At 41.0% G+C, this 21,200-nt stretch carries 13 protein-coding genes and 1 pseudogene; 9 read left to right on the plus strand and 5 right to left on the minus strand.

What is annotated here, in order from left to right:
- Nucleotides 1-107 precede the first annotated feature (107 nt).
- The 5 genes and pseudogenes from H6G92_RS15290 to H6G92_RS15310 form a co-directional block, all read right to left on the minus strand.
- The gene (locus H6G92_RS15290; RefSeq protein WP_190894507.1) at nt 108-2,279 is read right to left on the minus strand and encodes an STAS domain-containing protein; all 2,172 of its coding nucleotides are present in this window, start codon (nt 2,277-2,279) and stop codon (nt 108-110) included.
- A gap of 39 nt (nt 2,280-2,318) precedes the next feature.
- Nucleotides 2,319-4,436, minus strand: a complete 2,118-nt coding sequence (glgX, locus tag H6G92_RS15295) for a glycogen debranching protein GlgX (RefSeq protein ID WP_190894508.1) — start codon at nt 4,434-4,436, stop codon at nt 2,319-2,321.
- Between the two features lie 170 nt (nt 4,437-4,606).
- Nucleotides 4,607-4,858 (minus strand): annotated as a pseudogene (locus tag H6G92_RS15300) (DUF1830 domain-containing protein); the annotation flags it as partial.
- 29 nt (nt 4,859-4,887) lie between these two features.
- Entirely contained in the window at nt 4,888-5,517 is a 630-nt protein-coding gene (locus tag H6G92_RS15305; RefSeq protein ID WP_190894510.1) for a DJ-1/PfpI family protein, read from the minus strand.
- A 153-nt stretch (nt 5,518-5,670) separates the two neighbouring features.
- Nucleotides 5,671-6,063 carry a carboxymuconolactone decarboxylase family protein gene (locus tag H6G92_RS15310; RefSeq protein ID WP_190894511.1) on the minus strand — a complete coding sequence of 131 codons (393 nt, stop codon included), beginning with the start codon at nt 6,061-6,063 and terminating at the stop codon, nt 5,671-5,673.
- A 1,547-nt stretch (nt 6,064-7,610) separates the two neighbouring features.
- On the opposite strand from H6G92_RS15310, the gene H6G92_RS39480 reads away from it, so the two are divergent.
- The 9 genes from H6G92_RS39480 to H6G92_RS15370 all read left to right on the plus strand — a co-directional run bounded on the left by H6G92_RS39480 (nt 7,611) and on the right by H6G92_RS15370 (nt 21,101).
- Nucleotides 7,611-10,688, plus strand: coding sequence for a nuclear transport factor 2 family protein (locus H6G92_RS39480; protein WP_242059148.1), 3,078 nt, complete (start codon nt 7,611-7,613; stop codon nt 10,686-10,688).
- 357 nt (nt 10,689-11,045) lie between these two features.
- Nucleotides 11,046-12,233 (plus strand): Nif11-like leader peptide family RiPP precursor, encoded by a 1,188-nt coding sequence (locus tag H6G92_RS15335; RefSeq protein ID WP_190894512.1) that lies wholly within the window; start codon nt 11,046-11,048, stop codon nt 12,231-12,233.
- A 235-nt stretch (nt 12,234-12,468) separates the two neighbouring features.
- On the plus strand, nt 12,469-13,593 hold the full coding sequence (locus H6G92_RS15340; RefSeq protein WP_242059149.1) for an alpha/beta fold hydrolase: 1,125 nt from the start codon (nt 12,469-12,471) through the stop codon (nt 13,591-13,593).
- Between the two features lie 62 nt (nt 13,594-13,655).
- The gene (locus H6G92_RS15345) at nt 13,656-14,114 is read left to right on the plus strand and encodes a nuclear transport factor 2 family protein (RefSeq protein WP_190894513.1); all 459 of its coding nucleotides are present in this window, start codon (nt 13,656-13,658) and stop codon (nt 14,112-14,114) included.
- 68 nt (nt 14,115-14,182) lie between these two features.
- Nucleotides 14,183-15,262 carry a cupin domain-containing protein gene (locus H6G92_RS15350; RefSeq protein ID WP_190894514.1) on the plus strand — a complete coding sequence of 360 codons (1,080 nt, stop codon included), beginning with the start codon at nt 14,183-14,185 and terminating at the stop codon, nt 15,260-15,262.
- Nucleotides 15,263-15,438: 176 nt separating this feature from the next.
- Nucleotides 15,439-16,173: an SDR family oxidoreductase gene (locus H6G92_RS15355; protein ID WP_190894515.1), complete on the plus strand. Its 735-nt coding sequence runs from the start codon at nt 15,439-15,441 to the stop codon at nt 16,171-16,173.
- Nucleotides 16,174-16,227: 54 nt separating this feature from the next.
- On the plus strand, nt 16,228-17,952 hold the full coding sequence (locus H6G92_RS15360; RefSeq protein WP_313889968.1) for an iron uptake porin: 1,725 nt from the start codon (nt 16,228-16,230) through the stop codon (nt 17,950-17,952).
- A gap of 308 nt (nt 17,953-18,260) precedes the next feature.
- Entirely contained in the window at nt 18,261-19,454 is a 1,194-nt protein-coding gene (locus tag H6G92_RS15365; RefSeq protein WP_190894516.1) for an MFS transporter, read from the plus strand.
- Nucleotides 19,455-19,553: 99 nt separating this feature from the next.
- The gene (locus tag H6G92_RS15370) at nt 19,554-21,101 is read left to right on the plus strand and encodes an EthD domain-containing protein (protein WP_190894517.1); all 1,548 of its coding nucleotides are present in this window, start codon (nt 19,554-19,556) and stop codon (nt 21,099-21,101) included.
- Nucleotides 21,102-21,200: the final 99 nt, after the last annotated feature.

The following is a 21,200-nucleotide window of genomic DNA, read 5'->3' on the forward strand; positions in this document are numbered from 1 at the left end:
TTAGTTCTGAAATATTCTCAATTCCAATCTTTATATTCTTACTACAAACCTATCAAAACTTTGGCGATAGTCCACTAGTGGCAAGCTAAAAAAGGTTTTGTGCTTACCTAGACAGTGGCTAATTCAACAGTCTCATACTGCTCTACAACAGTGACACCTTCACAGAATGCGCCTTTCCTCAAGAAACCCAATACATTCTCATTCGCGCCGACTAAATAGATATCAACCTTACTACCCAGTTTTTGCTTGGTGAAAATGAGATATCGTAAACCAGCCGCACTTATACATTTCAAATCCTCTAGTTGCAACACTAGGCGTTTGATAGATTGGGCTGTTGCTCTTTGCAATTCTTCCTCAAGTAGTCCAATAGCATTAGCGTCAAGTAAACCACTTAAAGATAGTTTGGCAGTACCTCCGCTGACTTCTAACAAAGTTGCATTGAAAAATACTTGCGTGGGAAGCAGTCGAACTCTAATTTTGATTTCGTCCTGAGTTGATGGCAGTTTGACTGTTAGGTTTTCGGCATCAAAATCGGCATAAGGCTGGCCATTAATCCAAACTTCGCCAATTTGGACACTGCCTGGTGGTAAGATATCTGGCTGAACCCGGAGGATGTTATCTTTAAAAGCTCCTGGTTTTGGCTTGAAATACAAATCCATTGGCTTCTTAGTCACCAATAAATTAGTATACACACAAGCTAAATACGCCAGTTCAAACGAGTGGTAACCACTCATGGAGTGACTACCCTTGCCCCTTTCAGTTCCTAGCAAATAGGGAATTCCATTAGCCAAAACATTGAAGTAGATACCGCCATCTGCGTAATCGAGGAACCAAGCGTTATAGAAAGCTGCTGATTCCCGCGCTAGTTTTTGATACTCAGATTTGTTAAGTGAACCAGCCAGGATCAGATAGGCTAGTATGGCTTGTTCTTGCTGCCACCAAGCTTTGCGATCGTGCCAAACAAAGCGGTGTGTTTTTTGGCCTGGTTCTAATATCCGCTCTACAACATCATACCACCCTCCACGTTGTTGGTCACTGCCAACAGCAGGCATGATGTCTGCAATTTTTTCAGCTAAGGCAACATACTTCTCTTTTGGTTTGAGGTGGTGCATCCGCATCAGGTTCCAAGAGATTTTGAGGTTGTGACCTACAACTGCTCGGTTCTGTTGCCATCCCCATGTTGTATCATGACTCCAATCTTCATGAAAACGCTCTTGCACAAATGAACTAGAGTCGTAGTCAGGAAAATGCTTTTCAATTGTGTCAAAAGTATACTCAAGTAAATCAGCATACTCTTTCTTACCACTCGCCAGCCAAAGATTGATTAAGTATGCTGGGGCATGGTCACCTACCGAATTCCAATTCTTTTTCGCCCGGTTATGGCCCAAGGTACTACTGTGGGGACTCAGAGTAATCGGATCAATGTGTGAGTAAAATCCTCCTTTGTCTGTTTTGTCTAGAAAATAGCGATTGAACAGATTTAAAGTCAATTCAATGTCATTCAAGATACTGGGATCGCCTGTCACCCGATAAGTCTGGGTTGGGCCAGCTAGTGCATAAATCTGTTCATAAGCTGGTATGGCATCATAATCATCCCCAAATTCTGAGGAAAATATTTTTTGTTCTCTACCATCTGGTTGAACATCAATTGCGTGATACCAATAGCAAATTCCTTCACCTTCATCCAGAAAACGCAAGTGGTCGCGCAAGTATTCAGTGCCTTTTTCAGCAGCTTCTAGGTAACGGTCATCCCCAGTCATCAAAAAGGCTGTAGCAAAACCATAAACCAGACGCGAAATCGTGTCAGTTTCTTGTCTAGTACTGATTTCTTTTGTACCAACTAAGCCTAAATTAGTGCGATATTTTCCATAGTCAATTTCTCCATCTTCAAACTGCACTTTTAAGTAAAAATTGGCGAGATTTCGTACTTGGTTCACCCACCAGTCTTGCTTTTCAAATGCATACTCATTTTCGGTTTTGCCAAGGAACACAATATGTTTACCTTCAAAATTGTGTTCACCATCCTCTGGATAAAAAGTGCCATATACAAAAAGGTAGCGATCTGCAACTAACATTTCTCTCATTTGCAGAGTGCAATCGTAGTAAGGCTCACCCAAGTTCCGCACTAGTTCTGCATAGGTGTTTGCGGACAGTGCTACCTCAAATTTTCTGCCATCGGTGGTTTTCAGATTGAAACTTCCAAAAGCTCCCTTTTGAGAATTAAATTTAGTAACATACCCAGCGATTAAATCTGAAAATGGAAAACTTACTTGGTTCATGGAATTATCTCCAAAAATTTAATTTCGTTGACCAGGAAACTATTTGGAAATCAAAACAACACTACTACGACCTTGAACTAAAGAGAAATTCTCTGGAATTAAAATCTCTTGCCCAGGTTCCATAATATCCATAGGAGAAGGCTGAGCAGTGTCGATAACTTTGTACCATTTTCTATCTGAAAGAGAAGGAATTTCAAATTTCAGAGTATCCCAGTACATGTTAAACATGACGTGGATATCTGCTGCTCCTTTAAAGCCTGCTAATGTAAAAGCGAGAACTCTAGCATGAGAATCTCCCCAAGCAGGTTTATGCAGATGTAAGCCATGCCAAGAGATGTCTGCCAAACCCCGCTCATTAACTTCACCATTGAAGAAGTGGCGGCGGTGCAAGGATTCATGACAATAGCATTTACGAAAACTAATTAACAGTTTGTAGAACCTGTATATATCAATATTTTTGTCTACAAGATTCCAATCAAACCAACTGATTTCATTATCTTGGCAGTAGGCATTGTTATTGCCGTTTTGAGTACGCCTGACTTCATCACCATATGTAATCATCGGCACACCCTGGGAGAGCAAAAGAATAGTTGTAAAATTCTTAATTTGTCGCCGCCGCAGTGCATCAATATGTAAGTTGTCAGTCTCTCCTTCAGCACCACAATTCCAACTTAAATTGTCACTAATTCCATCCCGATTGTTTTCGCCATTAGCTTCATTGTGCTTGTGATTGTAAGAAACTAAATCATTGAGAGTGAATCCATCGTGGCAAGTAATAAAGTTGACGCTATTAATTGGTAGGTGTCCGCTTGATTGGTAAAGGTCAGCACTTCCAGACATGCGCCAAGCCACTGCCCCTACCAGTCCTGGATCTCCTTTGATAAAGCGCCGAACATCGTCTCGGAAGCGTCCGTTCCATTCTGCCCAACGATAGCCTGGAAAGTAACCAATCTGATACAATCCAGCAGCATCCCAAGCTTCAGCAATAATTTTTGTCTCCGCCAAGACTTCGGATGTTTCAATTTGCCAAACTACTGGCGGATGAACCATTGGAACTCCACTTTGGTCGCGGGATAAGATAGAGGCTTCGTCAAACCGGAAGCCATCAACGTGCATCTCTTGCACCCAAAACTCTAAACAATCAACAATTAACTTCTGGATTAAGGGATGGTTGCAGTTAATCGTGTTCCCACACCCTGAGTAATCCATGTAGTATTGTTTATCGAATGGTACAAGGTGATAGAATATGCTATTGAAAAATCCCTTAAAGTTAATAGTTGGGCCTTGATGGTTTCCTTCACTAGTGTGGTTAAAGACTACATCTAGGATGACCTCAATTCCTGCCTTATGCAAGGCTTTAACCATATCCCGAAACTCTGTAATTGGGTTTTTCTCATGGGGAGAAGCACAATATGAAGTTTCTGGAGCAAAAAAACTGTGTGGGTTATATCCCCAGTAATCTTTGAGTTGTTTGCCATTGACTTCTCGCAAAACTTCTGTTTCATCAAAGTCAAATACTGGTAATAATTCAACAGCTGTAATTCCTAATTCTTGTAGGTAAGGAATTTTTTCGATCACTCCAGAAAAAGTACCAGGATGCTTGCAGCCAGAGGAAGGTGATTTAGTAAACCCGCGAACATGTAGTTCATAAATGATGGTTTCATTCATGGGTCGGTTCAAAGGGCGATCGCCTTCCCAGTCATAATCTGATATATCTATGACTACACTACGCATTGAAGTAGTCAAGTTATCTATAGACCCTAAAGCATCAGTGCGCTTCCACAGCGTAGTACTATTTCCTTTTGAGTAAGGATCAATCAGTACTTTATTTTTGTTAAAGCGATGTCCTTTGCCGTGTAAATCCTTAGGTCCATCAATGCGATAAGCATAAGCAGCACCAGCTTTTAAGCCTCTGACATAGATATGCCACAAAAAGAAAGTTTTATTCAGCTTTGGGTCTAACTCAATGATTTGTATCGGTTCTGCGTCGTCAGGTGTCTCAAATAACAAAAGTTCCACAGATGTGGCATGTTCTGAAAAGATTGAGAAATTGACTCCATATTTGTCGGGTTTTGCACCCAAAGGATATGTGCGTCCCAACTCTAGTTGGTAATTGGTTGTAGTTTCTGCTTGATATTGAAATGTTGTTGCAATCATTTTCTCTTTCTTCTCACCTGAAAAATTAATTGATAATTGACTGAACAATTCCGCAACAGTTTGTGAGGAACAAGCATATGTTCTAAAACATAAATTCATTAATCATAGAAACCTAGTTTTTACCAATAGGAGTAACTAAGCTTCGGCTTGAGAAATGAATTGATGTTCTAGCTAATGCGTAAGCGATCGCACTGAATCTTATCTGAGAGAATTGCACTAGCTATAGTGCCCGTATGAATTTCCAGATCGGCATCGGCAGGTGCTTCAAAACGAAAACGTTGTTTTGGGAAAAGAACTCGCTCAAAGTACCAATTAGGAATATTTGCGATCCGAAGTACCTGAATCTGGCTAGTAGCGTTAACGTAATTGCAGACAATCCAACCAGACTGGTCAGAAATTAGCAGCGCTTTTCTTTCCCACATGACAGACTCGAATTTTTCATCCTAGTTGCTTACTTGGTAGCTAGCTGCAATCTCTGCTCATTAATTGCTTTTAAGAAAACTTCCATGAATTCGAAAACTACATTCGGATGTTTTGCTGTAATCAGATTGCCATTAATATGTATATTCGTAGTTCCATCGCCATCAAAAATAATTATGCCTCCAGCATTTTTGACATCACAAATGATGTTATGGGCACAAGTTACTTCCCGATTCTTCAACAATTCTGGATCAGCACAAAATAACCAAAGACTATGACAAATAGTTCCAATATTTAATTTTCCAGCATCCATAGCCTTTACAGCTTTGCGGAGAAATTTGACAGCGGGAGATTGATTGGATTGCCCTTGTTGAGGATATTCTTCATAGCGCAGACGATCCATAGCATATGCACCAATGAGAATAATGCCTTGATAATCAGTAGGTTGAATATCGTTTACTTCTACTGTAACAGTGACTTCTTCTGTTAAGTCAACGCCCTTAAAAGTCAATTGTTCTTGATTCCAAAGATGAGAAATATATTCGATCTCGTATCCATGAGATGGGAAAAAACTATTAAAAGCTCGAAACTCAATTTCATCAAAGTGTTCTTCAATGAGTACACCTATCTTACCCTGATTTTTCGTACCAGTAGTTACCATGATTTTGCCTCTCATTTGATTTGTACATATTTACAACATAGAAGTTGTACTGTTAGAATTAACGTACACTTTCTACTTACTAATCAAAAACTCAATACCTGAAATAAAGTGTAATTTGGCGCTCAAGTTATTGTCTGGCACTACATCAGTGTGCTATTGATTGGAATTAAGAATATCGTTTAGAGTACCAAAACAGCCCGCGGCCTTATTAAATCCTGCGTAAACGCACATGAACAAAAAAAGTTCTTCTATTTCTGCACGTGTAGCACCTTGTTGCATAGCCATCTTGACGTGCGCTGCAAAAGGACTACCAGTCCCGACTTGATCTTGATTGACAACATCAATAGCAATTGTGATTAAAGCCTTGGTTTTTTGGTCGATTAACGGCAGACCCCATGCTTCACCTGCTACACGAGTACAAAAATCCCCAAACTTCGGATTGATACTATTTAAAGCATCTTGAAGTTTTATATCATCTAAAACAGCATTTTTATATAGTGTTGCTTTACCATTTTGCTCCAATGCTGTATGATTCGTTGGACTCATAGTTTTTCTCCATTTATTACACAAATTTTGTTCTTGTACTGCAAAATTTTTTTGAGAATGCAAAGATCCACTCAGTGCTATGCTTGTGTAATACAGCAGTCCCAGATAAATCGTGAACGAAAAAAATCAGGATAAACCGTAAAGTATCGAAAGTATATGTTCCCTCAGCGTCTCGTAGAGAAAAAAGACAACAGAGAAGTGTTCACAAAAAATTGAGGATTGCTGTAATACCAACAACTTTGATGAATAGCTTAATTTAGATTTCCATCGATTGAACTAATGGAATTATACTGATAATTTTTCTGGTTATTCAGTACGAATTATCCTAAATTGTTTCATCATTATTCACAATGCACTAATAGCAGGCGTCTCAGCTAATATTCTCTCTTAAATTCTCTGGAACGCATTGTCTCGCCTTTGTGTGATACTAGATTCATACTCTTAATTAGCAACACAACCTTAGGACGCAACAAGCTAATAATTAGCATAATATAGGACTCCAATTTGATTTTTGAAAAAATACTGAGACTGAAAAGCCTGTTTGATCAGGGTTTCATCTCAAATCCTGTTGAGAAATCAGATAGGATTCCTATAGGTACTTAAGAAGCACTCTTCTTTGTACTGGATTCTGATGAATCAAGGAAACTTGTTTCTTTATTTCTTTTTAACAATTTCAGAAAGTATCAGCCAGCTAATATCTTTAAGTTAAGACTAAACTTAAGCTTTTATACTACCTACAGGGATAATTTTGTAAAAATACTCTTGCTCAAGGCACTATCCGTAAAATATAATCACTGGCTTATAGCTGTACTTGTTTTCAGCAAATTAAGGCACTTATGACTGTAGAAAACAAAGTCAGCAAGTCCACCCGCATGATTTATGTAGGGCAAACGTATCCAAAGTATAAAGCCGAAGGGAAAAGGGATAAACTCAACGCGGCCACAATTCTACTAGCTTAAAACCTTTTCCCCTTCCCCCTGAGCCTTCTTGATAAAAATCGTTTATTGCAATTTGCAGTAGGGGCGCACAGCTAGCTGTGTGCCCCTACAATGCCAAAAAGGAAGCCCAAGAAGTGATTTTTGGAATCCCACGCCTTGAAGCTGTGGGAGGATGTTAAAACTTTCTCCGGTGATACTCTTAAATTGATCCTTAATTTATCGATCTTCTATACTCAAATCTTAAAAAAAAGTAAACAATTATTTCGTACTGAAACATTTGAACAGACTCTGACTAACAACTGGTTAGCAGATGTGCGTTTATCACTTTCTTCGTGTTGACAAATAAATTTAATAAGATATAGGAATTCTATCTGATTTTTGAACAAGATTAGAGGCTAAACTTTCTTCAAACAGGCTTTTGAGTCTAAGTATATTTCGCAAAAATAAATACCTAGACCTATATAATCACTAAGCGATCGCTAACATGAATGTAATTCATAATTAGATATGGACAAAGAAATGTTTGCTATCTCAGAACCGGATATCTGACTTAATTTCGTGAGATTTTTGCCCCTAACTAATTACTGAAGTTAATGGTTGCAGCCTAAAATGACATATGAAAAGGTGTACGAAAATGCAGTTCTGGATGATCAAGAACTCCAAGAGAGTTTAAAAGGTATCAATCCCAAGTTTGGTGATTTTGTTACTCGTGTAGCAGGAGAAGCATGGGGTTTACCATTAATTAACCAAAAGACTAAGGCTTTAATCACACTTGCAGTTGATGTAGCCAATCAAGACCATATAGGTTCAGGAAATCCTTTTTCAGCACATGTGAATATGGCTCTCAAACAAGGAGCAACTTCCGCAGAAATTGAAGAACTTTTTTTATTCATGTGCGTTTATGCAGGATTCAATAAGGTTGCAGGTTGTTTTGGTACTCTTAATCAAATTATTGAACAAAGTAGAGTTGGACAAATGATCTCAGCAATCAGAAAGGCCGATTATGCAATCCGCGATCAAAAAGGCAAATTAGTATTTTACGTTCTTTTATGGAAAAAAAAGGGAATAAAGCTAGACCTTTTTAATGACTATTGGAGAAATGTTCATGGTCCAGTCTGCGCTAGACTACCAGGCCAACATCAATACTGGCAGTTTCATTTATCTCATAATCAGGGTGATTTGTGGGCAGTGAGTAATGGTATAGACTACAACTCCCAGCCAGAAGATCAATTTGATGGTATTGCCGAATTAACCTTTGAGACAGAAGCAGACCGGCAGAAATGGTTTCAGGCTGCGGCTGTGTTAATGGATGATGAACATAACTTATTTCACAAAGCAATTGGATATAACACTAGCTTTGGTAATTCCAAAACTTATGTTGATACCATTACCACAGGAGACCCTAACGGAGAACCGGGTATTCTAAAGTTCCACGTCATGGTGAAAAAATCTGATGACGTGAGTGTGGAGGAGTTCCGTAAATATATGAGAGATAGCTTTGCCTCAGCTATCGTCAAGAATGATTTGGTACTCAAATTTAGACTGCATTTATTTGAGGAAGTAGATAATTCGCGTCCTGATGCAGCAGGAGTAGTTCATAATGAACCACCAAAGCAACAGTATCAGGCGGCTTTTGAAATTGCATTCTCTAATCCTTTGGAAATGGAAAGATTCTTTGCCTCGAAAGAGTATGCAATAGCAGTCAAAGAACAGGCAAAATATGTTAGACAAATCAATTCATTTGCAGAACGGAGTGTTTACACTTTTGTCTACAACGGTCAGATGACCTTAGCAGGTCAGCGGAGTTCTAAAGTGGCACAATTAATCACAAAAATCGGAGCAACCAATCAATTGCAGGAGAATATAGTTTCTCTCATGAATGGTAAGCAAAATGTTAAGTCTGGATTGGGTCATTATCTGCAAGGAATGCAACATGTCGGGGTTACGGTTCAAGACATGGAAAAATCCCTCGAATTTTATTTAGAAGTGTTAGGAGGGAAATTAGTTCTTTCAGAAAATGGTTTGATGGGTGATGGGATGCAAAACACTCTTTTTCAAAAAGAAGAGATAGATGCAATTTTTCAAGGAATTGACCCGGAAAATTTTGACATTCCCAACCTCAGAGATGAAAAAGATGCATTGGATATTAAATTTATCTCTTTTGGTAACACTTGTATTGAACTGATATATTTCCGAGATGCTGCGACACCAAATGCTTTAGTTTCTTCTAAAAACAGCATTCCTTCTCACATTGGTAATGTGAATGCAATGCATATCTCTTTCCATGTGAAAGATGATATCGACTTGAATGTTTTCGCCAAAATGTTGGAAGACGAGTGTCAAAAACGAGGGCTAACTAATGTTGTTTTTAATCGTGTAATTCGAGTAAAATCCGCAGAAGAAAGAAGAAATATTGCCCTGAAATACAATTCTAATAAATTTTGGAATGAGCCAGATTTATTAGCAGAGGGTGAAGCAGAAACAGAATTTGGTGAATTTGAAGGCTGGGCATTGTTTTATTGTAAAGGCCCCAATGGAGAACAGCTTGAATTCAATCAAGTCACCCGTAAGGCTAAAGAACATTTTGATAAAGCACAGGAGGAATATAATATGTCGAATGGAATATCTATCCCTGTTTCCAATGGGAAAGCAGAAACTGCGATCGCCAATTTCAACCAAGCTAATATAGAAAGACTTCCAGGTACAACAACAGACTTGGTAAAACGCTTGTTCTCAAGAGGCGAAGCCTTTGATGCTGAAGGATTTATTACTTTCTTTACTGACACACCAGTTTATCAGTTCGGTAACTTTGAAGTGTGTTTGGATAAAGCTGCAATTAAGAAATCTGCGGAAAATTTCTTCAGCCAAATCTCTGCTGTATACCACGATATCAAGATGATTCGGGAAATCGAAGATGTGGTATTTGTGGAAATGGATGTGATTTACTGGCGAAAGGATGGTTCTGTAGTCACACTACCTTGCTCTGATATATTCCGCGTAGAGGGCGATAAATTCTCGGAACTGCGAATTTTTATGGATGTAAATCCTGTATTTAACCCAACAATTTTTGTCCCTCCCACAGCTTCGGTATTTACTATCAGCCAAGGCAAAAAACTTGCTGGATCAAGTATCATGAGGAAGCATTTTGCAGAACATCCTGAAGGTAAAAAAAGGGTGGAAGCTGGATTTGTTCCTAAATGGTCAATAGATGGGCCGAAATGGTCCATAGGTCAGCAAGAAGTAAATTTATCAGAACAGTTACAAGCTGTTGTGCAACTGTCTGAGTTCGTACTCAAGGAAAATTGGGAACAAGCTAAGAATTTTCTGACTGATGATATCTTTTATAAGGTTGGTTCATCTGAGCCAGTTTACGGAAAGCAAGCTGTTGTGAATTTCTTGTCTTCTTTGTTTACAAATACCGCCAAATTTATCAATCATGAAGTCAGAAAAATCTGGCAAGAACCAGGCATTGTTGTTGTAGAAATGGATGCCAAATACATCACTATCCAGGATAAAAGACATTTGACGATCGCCTGTTGTGATATTTATCGCTTGAGGGGCAACCAGGTGAGTGAATGGCGGGTTTATGCAGATATTCTGCCATTTTATCAAACTAGCCCCCAAGAACAACCAACTCCAACCAATGGTAATGGAAATAAATATACTTCCAGTGTTGGATTGAAATAGTCACATCAAATTGATTTCCACTATCAGGCGAAGATTTTTCGGGTCATGAATTATGTTCTCCTTGGTTAATTTTTCTAGACAGCGAATGCAGCGATCGCTACATATATAGTCATCCGCTTTGATTTGTGAAATTATTTGCGTAGTCCGGGAGTGCGGAGTGCAAAGTGGGGAGTAGGAATAAAGGCTGTTTGAGTGTACGCAGTTTTTTCACACAATCAAATATGAGTCCTATATTTTTAGTTCTTCGGTGTATAGGTTTCAATCAACCATCTGCTCATAGAAAGCTTAACCAAAGAGATTTTTCTCAAAAATTGGCTATGAATTCCACAAAATATAGAAACAAAATGAGGTTAGATCATGTCACAGAAAGTAATTAGTTTATTAGCATCGGCGTTTGAAAATCCTAGCTTGCAACAGAAACTTCACTCAGCTAATACTCCCGAAAGCTTCGTCAAAATAGCATCGGAAAATGGCTATGAAATTACTAAAGAAGAATTAGCCAAATCACTTGGTACAGTACATGTGGTTTTTGGTGAAGTCGTTCTATCAATGATGGATGAGTTAATGGCAGGAGCATCTGCTTCAAACGATAAAACCCCGACAATAGAAAAAGTTTCTGGAACCAATGTAGACTTAGTAAAGTGCTTGTTTTCTAGAGGTGAAGCTTTTGATTCAGAAGGATTTATTACGTTCTTTACAGATAACCCAGTATATCAATTTGGCAATTTTGAAGTTTGTTTAGATAAACAAGCGATTAAAAAATCGGCGGACAACTTCTTCAATCAAATCTCGGCGGTGTATCACGAGATCAAAGTGATATGGGAACTAGGAGATTTGGTCTTTGTAGAAATGGATGTTCTCTACTGGCGCAAAGATGGCTCGCTGGTTTCTCTTCCTTGCACAGACATTTTCCGCGTCGAAGGGGATAAGTTCAGTGAACTGCGGATTTTTATGGATGTGAATCCCGTGTTTGATCCTACCCTTCCTGTTCCTCAATCTGCTTCTGTGTTGACTGCAAAAGAAGGAAAGCAATTATTACCTCCTGGAACAATGAGGAAGCACTTCGCAGAACATCCCGAAGGAAAAGAAAGGGTCAAAAATGGATTTGTCCCAAAATGGTCAATCGCTGGACAAAAATGGTCAATTGATTCTGAAAATAAAGCTAATGACCAATCATCAGAACAGTTAAAAGCTGTGGGTGAATTAGCTCAGTCCGTTATGAATCAAGATTGGGAAAAGGTCAAAACTTACTTAACTCCTGACATCTTTTACAAAGTAGGTTCAGGTGAACCTGTTTATGGCCCTCAAGCTGTTGTAAATTTCTTTAAACAAGTATTTAACAATACTGCGGTGTTTTATGGTCATGAAGTCCGGAAAGTTTGGCAAGAGCCAGGCATCATCACCATAGAAATGGATGCCCAATACCAGTTAGTTGGAAGTAAAAAGCATGTTACTATCGCCTGCTGCGACATCTATCGTCTGAGAGGAAACCAGGTGAGTGAATGGCGGGTTTATGCAGATATGTCTCCGTGGAACACCCTGTGAGGCTGAAAGGGTGACATTTTTAGGTCAGCAACAACTTGTCAATAAGTAATCATGCTTAAAATCTCGTTAAAAATCGTGTTTACAACTTCGATTTTTAAGCCAGCAATGCCCAAGGGCAAGCCTCTAAGTGTCCACACCCCATCTTGAAAAACATGGTTCAGTTCATCCTTTGTCAGTGCAACCTTAACTTAGCAGTAGTGAAACAAAGTTAGATAGCCAAAGGAAAATAAAAATCATGATGAGACGACTAACCTCGCTTTTCGCATCAGTGGCGCTGGGAGTGAGCCTGATGCCCTTGCCGAGCTTTGCTCAGAACGTAATTAGCAGTGAGCAGATAGGCGGTGGCAATATTACAAGCGAGCCTGAGAACTCTGATGCGACGTTCACCCATCATACAGCTGATGTCAACGGCGTACGTCTACACTATGTGATGGGTGGACAAGGCGATCCCCTCGTCTTGCTGCATGGCTGGACGCAAACTTCATATGCGTGGAATCGCATCATGCCTGCTCTGGCCGAACGCTACACGGTGATTGCACCAGACACGCGGGGTCTTGGTGATTCCTCGAAGCCGGACAGCGGCTATGACAAACGAACGATGGCTGAAGACATCTACCAGCTCGTCCAGCATCTCGGTTTTGATGATATCTCTCTCGTTGGGCACGACATAGGCGGACAGATCGCCTACGCCTACGCCAATGCTTATTCGGAAGACGTAAACCATCTGGCGATCCTGGAAGTCCCGATTCCGGGTCTCGAAGGTTGGGAAAATGTTTCAAGCGAACAAAGTGCTTGGCACTTCCAGTTTCATGCCGTCCCCGACCTCCCGGAGGCTTTAGTCACGGGGCGAGAGCGGATTTATTTTTCCCATTTCTACGAAAATTATGCCTACGACCCGACAGCAATCACCGAGGCTGACATCAACGAGTATCTTCGGACTTATTCTAACCCAGATGCCCTGCACGCTGGATTCGAGTACTACCGAGCTTTCCCTGAGGACACGAGGTACAACAGAGAACACATTAAAATGCTCGATATGCCAGTGTTAGCGCTGGGGGGCGAAAGCACCTTAGGAGACTTTCCCTTGATACAGTTGCAAACGGTGGCCAAGAACATTCGCGGTGGCACGATGCAGGGCTGCGGACATTACATACCGGATGAGTGTGCAGAGGCTCTGACTGAAGAGCTTCTGAGCTTCTTAGGCGACTCTGATCACCCTGTATCTCAACCTCCTTTGGTTAATATTCCTGAACCGAGTTCTACATTGAGCATACTCGCCTTTGGCGCTTTCAGTGCTGGTGTGCTGTTAAAGCACAGACAGCGACAGACAGAAACCTCAAAGTTGTTTCGAGCAAAGTAGAAACTGATTTTGTTTCGTCAATAGCTAGCTTCAAATAATTAATAGACAAAAAAGGAGTAATTATGTCAGAACAGTTACTTTCGGAACAGTTAGAAGCTGTTGTACAACTGTCAAGCTTTGTACTTAATGAAAATTGGGAACAAGCCAAGCGATTTCTCACTGATGACATCTTTTATAAAGTTGGTTCATCGGAACCTGTTTATGGTAAACAAGCTGTGGTGAATTTTTTATCTTCTATGTTTACAAATACAGCCAAATTTACAGGGCATAGCGTCCGAAAAATTTGGAATGAACCAGGCATTATTGTTGTAGAAATGGATGCGAAATACATCACTGTGCAGGATAAAAGACATTTGACCATAGCCTGTTGTGATATTTACCGCTTGAGAGGCAACCAAGTGAGTGAATGGCGAGTTTATGCAGATATTTTGCCTTTTTATCAAACTAACTCCCAAGAACAACCAACCCAAACAAATGGCAATAGAAATAAAGATTCTTCCAGTGCTATTTTGAGCAGGTAACAGTGAGTTAACAGAGTCGTTGTTAGGATGTCAAAACTGTAGATTTTTAGTTAAAGAGTCACCTGTATATGGTTACTAAAAAAAAGTTATCAATGCTTGTCGCTGGAGCAGTGATTTCAGGTTTTTGTTTAGGGCTACAAGCTGCATACGCACACGGTGGGCAGGAACATAGTGGGCATGAAGAAGAACCAGAGAATGTTTTAGTTGTACCACCAGAAGCCCCAGGTCGTGAGGCATTCTACGCATCGGGCGACCTGTATACCTTTTTAGCAACTGGCAAAGAAACCAAGCAACTGTTCTCGCTATTCAATTTTGACGTTCCATCTGGGGGCGGGCCTGATCTACACGTCCACGGTCGTGAAGCTGAGTCGTTCTTTATTCTACAGGGAGAGTTGACGGTTCAGATGGGAGACCGTAACAACAGCATGGTTGCGACCCCCGGAACCTTCATTTACCTTCCTAAAGGTAGACCTCACTCATTTATAAACAATACATCAACGCTGGTGAGGACGCTATCGCTCACTACTCCCGCCGGACTTGAGAATTTATTCATTAACTTAGGCATACCAGTTACCGACAGAAATGTTCCGCCACCTCCCATCACTGAAGAGGATCTCCGAAGATTTGCCGAAGAAGGCCCGAATTACGGTCTACAACCTATACCACCTGGAACCACACTCCCCCCAACAGATGGACTTTTAGATTTCGTAGTAGTGCCGCCTGGGGCACCAAATCGTGAGTCATTTTTAATTGGGGGTAACAGGTATACTTCTTTAGCAACTGGCAACGAGACTGGCGGTCTGTTCTCGCTATTTGATGTTTCCGTTCAACCGCAAGCTGAGGGTGGACTGCTACAGAGCAACTCTAAGGATGCTGAATCGTTCTATGTGCTAGCAGGGGAGCTGACATTCGAGTTGGAAAACCAAAGCTTTGTTGCCAAGCCCGGAACCTTTGTTTATCTTCCCGAAGACACACCTTACAGCTTTCAAAACCTTGGAACCACCCAGGCAAGGACGCTGTTCCTTCGCACCCCGACTCCTGTCCCCGAACCATCTTCTTGGTTGGGTGTATTGGGATTTGGTACGGTTTTAGTGTTGAAACAGAAGCAGAAACAGCAGAAATTAGCCAGTTTTTCAAACCCAGAGTAACTAAGAATCTGTGATGAACCGAACTTAATTACTTGAGGACTTGCCCAACTCTGATGCCTGAAACCTCTTTGTTTTAAACTCAGCGTTGGTAAGTAGTTTCTTGTTGCTTAGTCTAAACTCCAGTCATCTATAGAGATTCAGCTAAACTGATCAGCGAAATCAAGGAGAATAACAATATGGGAACACTTGTCGGAAAAGTCGCAATTGTGACTGGAGCATCACGGGGTATTGGAAGGGCGATCGCAGAACGCTTAGCTCAAGACGGTGCGTCCGTTGTGGTAAACTATGCTAACAGTTCTGCCAAAGCGAAAGAAGTGATCGCAGGTATCGAAGCTAGAGGTGGACAAGCCCTTGCCTTACAAGCTGACATCAGCAAAGTTAACGATATCCGCCACTTGTTCCAGGCAACAATCGATCACTTCGGTCACTTGGATATCTTAGTCAACAATGCAGGACTTGCCATTTATAAGCCATTCGTGCAACTGACGGAGGAAGAATTTGATACGGTCTTTACGGTCAACACTCGGGGTACTTTCTTCGCCTTGCAGGAAGCAGCGCGGTGGATGGCGGACAACGGTCGCATCGTCAGCATTTCAACAGGTGGCACTGTTTCGCCTAGCCCTACCGCTTCCATCTACGCTGGAAGTAAAGCAGCAGTCGAGCAGTTTACAAAAGTACTTGCTAAGGAGATAGGAGAACGGGGTATTACAGTTAACGCTGTTTCACCAGGATTTACGGATACGGAAATGCTCGCTAGCAATCCCCAATTGAAAGAAAAGGGACTGAAGATGTCTCCCTTGGGTAGATTGGGGCAACCTGCTGACGTAGCCGATGTCGTTGCGTTCTTGGTCAGTGAAGAAGCACGCTGGCTCACAGGACAAAACATCCAAGCTGGCGGCGGAGCGGTATAGATTCATACGCTTGGGCAAAGAAATTGATTTGTTAAAGTATTTTACAAATTACCAGTGGTGAGAAGAATTTATTTGCACTTGATCAGTAGCCTCAGCATCCTGGGACTAATTGCCCAGAGTACTTTTGCATTAGCTGGAGTGTCTGAGTCTACTGCTGTTAGCCGAGAATGGTTAATTACTCCTGAGGCAGTATCTGCTGCAAACTTTGACCTTTGGGGAACAACAGACAAAACCACGACAGCTACAACCATTCCACCTACCACCACTTTCATAGCCCAACTAGCCCCAGATGCTACTCTCCAGGGTGAAACTCTTTCCACGCCTGCCTCAATGGATTCAGTCACCTCTGTATCCCAGTTTGCAGATGTGCAGCTTACTGACTGGGCTTTTCAAGCATTGCAGTCCTTAATTCAACGCTATGGTTGTATCACCGGTTATGCCGATGGCACTTATCGTGGCAACCAAGCTTTGACCCGCTATGAATTTGCTGCTAATTTAAATGCTTGTTTAGAGCGAGTTAATCAGCAGATTGCCACAGCGACAGCAGACTCAGTAACACAAGAAGAATTAGTTACTTTGCAACGTTTGCAAACTGAATTTTCACCAGAACTCGCCACCTTGCGAGGTCGTGTGGATAGTTTAGAAGCACGCACGGCAGAGGTAGCAGCTAGTCAATTTTCTACCACTACAAAGCTCATTGGTCAAGCAATTTTTGCCGTGAATATGGGCGGATTTAGTGGCGATCGCATCATTGCTCCCACAGGGGCAGTGATTGCCGATGAAAACCCGAATGCTACCTTTATCTATCGGGCTTCTCTAAATCTGAACACCAGTTTTAACGGCACCGATCTGTTACAAATCCGCTTACTTTCAGGCAGCGATGGTTCCAATGATAACGCCGCCGGATTTTTGGAACCCAACTTTGGCAGTGTCCTAGACTTTTCTGTTCCTGGTAGGAACGACCAGTTGGGTATCGGTCGTCTGTTCTACACTTTCACCCCTGTTAAGGATCTGAGTGTAACTCTGGGAGCAGCGATCGTTGCTACAGACTTTGTAGATAAAAACGCCTACGCTAATACAAGTTTTCTGGACTTTTCAACCCAAGCATTAATCAATAACTTTATCCTATTCCCCCGTCCGGCTGGATCTGGTGCAGTCATTAACTGGAATCCGGGAGGAGGCGCATTTAAGCTACGGGCAGTGTATGTAGCTGCAAATGGAGCTAGTTTAAACTCTGATAGCCAGAGATTTATTGGTGGACCATCAGCTCCTATATTGATATTTCCTAACCGTGGTGGTGATGGTGGTTTGTTCGCAGATCCTTACCAAGGCATCATTGAACTAGAGTACTCTGAGGGCAAAGCTTTTGCTGTGCGTCTCCAATACGCTGGCGGTGAAGTATTAGATAGCCGCTTTAATGCTTTCGGAGTCAACTTTGAACTAGCACTCTCACAAACAATAGGTGTCTTTGGTCGTTATGGTTATGGCGACTACAGCAACACATTCCAAGGTGACATTAACCCCAACTATTGGATGGCTGGTATCGCTTTCCGAGATTTGTTTGTACCAGGAGGTTTAGCGGGTATTGCTGCTGGTCAACCGTTCATTGAAAATACAGTAGGAAATGCCACCCAAACTAATATTGAAGCGTTTTATAACTTACCAATTAGCGACAACATCAGAGTTACGCCATTGGTACAGGTAATCATCGACCCTGGTAATCAGAACATTAACGGCACGATTATCACTGGTACAGTGCGGACTGTCTTTTCCTTCTAGAATCTGCGCTCCTACTATTAGAAATATCCACAAATTAACCTCAAAGTTGGCGTTGCTGAATTTGAATATGAAATTCAAAAATCAACTCTTCTCAACTCTTACTCTGGAGCAACTCTGCGCCTCTGCGTGAACAAATTTGCGTAAAATCGTAGCGAAATGAGGGTTGAAATTTAAACGCACAGGAGCGCAGAGGTAAGCGCAAAGTTACGCAGAGAATTCGCTATAAATTAATAAAATTTTGTACTTAGATACAGGGAGAAATACAACACTTGTTTACTGTTCATTGTTAATAATAAGGAAGCCTAAATATGGATTCAATTGAACATATCAGTCACGGTAAAAACCGTAGTCCAGTCTATCTTGATCAAAATCTTCTGATTATTTTCGGTATTACTTTGATGGGTATACTAGGAGTTTCCAGTGTGACTCCGGCTTTTCCAAAGCTAGCCCAAGAATTAAATGTACCACCTCAAAATGTTGGATTACTGGTGACGGTATTCACCTTTCCTAGTATCTTACTCACTCCTGTTCTTGGTGTCCTGGCAGACCGATTAGGCAGAAAAAAAATACTTGTTCCCTCACTGATGTTATTTGGAATTGCCGGAGTAGCATGTGCCTTTGTTCGTGATTTTAATCTGTTATTAATATTACGTTTCATTGAGGGTATGGGTGCAGCTTCCTTAAATTCTCTGAATGTGACGCTGATTGGCGATTTATATTCAGGTAAAGAACGCACCACTGCTATGGGCTACAACGCCAGTGTCAGTAGTGTAGGTACTGCAACTTATCCAACTATTGGCGGAGCAACTGCGGTGATGGGATGGAATTATCCTTTTATGCTTCCCATATTGGCCATACCTATAGGACTGCTTGTTTTGTTTTCACTCAAAAATCCGGAACCAAAAAGCAAGCAGAATTTTCTTGAATATGTGAGAAATGCATGGGGAAGTGTGAGAAATAGACAATTTTTTGGAATTTTTTTCAGCACGGTTGCAACTTTCATGCTCCTCTATGGAGCCTATGTAACCTATTTGCCAATTGTGATGAAAAATTCCTTCAATGCCTCTGCTTTTACGATTGGCATTATTCTCTCAAGTATGTCTGTTACAATTACACTCACATCACTGCAATTGGGAAAATTAACAAAAAAGTTCTCAAAAAAAAGTTTGGTGAGAGCATCATTTGTATTCTTTGCGATCGCTCTAGCAATAATTCCCTTGATTCACAGTCTTTGGTTCCTGTTAATTTCAACAATGATTTTTGGCGTAGGCCTTGGCATCGGCTTCCCTAGTATTCAAACTCTCTTAGCAGAGATGGCACCCAAGGAATATCTAGCTGCAATTATGTCGATAAATGGAACCTTTTTAGGATTTGGGCAAACTTTAGGGCCACTATTAATGGGAATAGCTTTTGGCATGTTTGGAATTAGTAGTGTTTTTTATGTGGCTGCAATCTTTTCACTTGCCACTCTTTTAGTTTTTAAACGTTGCACATGCATGTAATCAATTAAGGTTATTCTGGAAAACTTGAAACATCAAACAAGTTTAAGGATTAAGTTTTCATCTCAATCAAAACAGTAGATGTAGCAAAGGAAAGCAGTAATGTTAGCAACAAGTAGAAAATTCGATTATGCAGTCAGGGATCAAAAAGGTAAAGTATCCTTCTATGTTCTCTTGTGGAAACGTAAAGGAATTTCTCTAGAACTTTTTGATGACTATTGGAGAGACGTTCACGGCCCAGTTTGCGCCAGACTACCAGGACAGAATCAATACTGGCAGTTTCACGTAGCTGCAAATGAAGGTGGTCTATGGCCAACCATTAACGGCATTGAATACACTTGTCCAGAAGAAGATCAATTTAATGGTATTGCCGAATTAACCTTTGAGACAGCAGCCGAACGGGATCTCTGGTTTAAATCTGCTGCCATCCTCATGGATGATGAGCATAATGTATTCAGGAAAGCCATCGGTTACAACACTAGTTTTGGTAATTCTCAAACTTATTTTGATAGCATTCCCACAGGAGATCCTAACGGTCAATTAGGTGTAATTAAGTTTCACGTTATGGTGGAAAAATCTGATGCCGTGAGTGTGGAAGATTTTCGCCGATATCTCACAAATAGCTTTGCACCAGCTGTTATCGAGAGTGATTCTGTTTTCAAATTCCGCCTACATTTGTTCGAGCAAGTAGATAACTCTCGTCCAGATGCGGCTGGGGTTTCTCATTACGAATCCCCAGAAAAACAGTATCAAGCTGCGTTTGAAATTGCTTTTGCTAATCCTTTGGAAATGGAAACATTTTTTGCTTCCAAAGAATATGCGATCGCTGTTAAAGACCAAGCTAAATATGTGCAGCGGCTTTTACCATTTCCCGAACGAAGTGCTTACACTTTTGTTTACGACGGCAAAATGACTCTAGCAGGTCAGCGCAGTTCTACAGTAGCAGAATTGATTGCAAATATTGGCGCAACTAATCAACTCAAGGAGGACGTAGTTAGTCTTATGTTAGAGCAGAAACTCATTTCTTACTCAAATGGTCAGTCGAATGGTCACCAAAACACCAACACAACCAACACATTGATTAATAAACGAACTAACTACTACAAAGATTTAGCCGCAGATTATTCTCGACCAGGACTTGTGAGTGCTTATGTAGCAAAAAAACTCATAGAGGATGCTGAAAAAATTGTGGCAATGAAAGAAAGAACTTTGCCAGAAATTAGTCCTTATTACACTCTAAAACAAATTGAACAAGAAAATAAAGAATGGTGGCCTACCCATTGTGAGGCATTGAGACAGGGACGTGGCGATATATTAACAGGTGAATATCGAGATGATTTAGTTTATTTCTGTCAGGATGGACCCTATCAAGGCTTAGAACAACAAAAAGAGCGCGAACAGCATTGGTGGGCATTAATTGCTCAACCAGGTGTGACCATGTGCTGGCCAATTGTCATGTTTCATGATGAAGTTACCTACTTTGAATGGAAGTGTGTCGATGATGAAACCAACGAAACACTCGCCAAGGGAAATGTTACCTGGATTCGACGTGGCCATCGAGGCGGATGCTATCTCAAAACAGAACAATTGACGTTCTACCGCGATGTTTTTGCTCCCAGTGAACTGCTGAAGTTAATCAAGACTGCCTAAGACAGGAGTGGGGAGATGGGGAGACAAATTGTAAGAAGTCTTTGGTGTTGTCTCCAGTCGCCAGTCGCTAGTCGCCTCCCCATTCCCCAGTTCCAGGAA

Source organism: Nostoc foliaceum FACHB-393, from assembly GCF_014698505.1.
GTDB lineage: Bacteria > Cyanobacteriota > Cyanobacteriia > Cyanobacteriales > Nostocaceae > Nostoc > Nostoc foliaceum_A.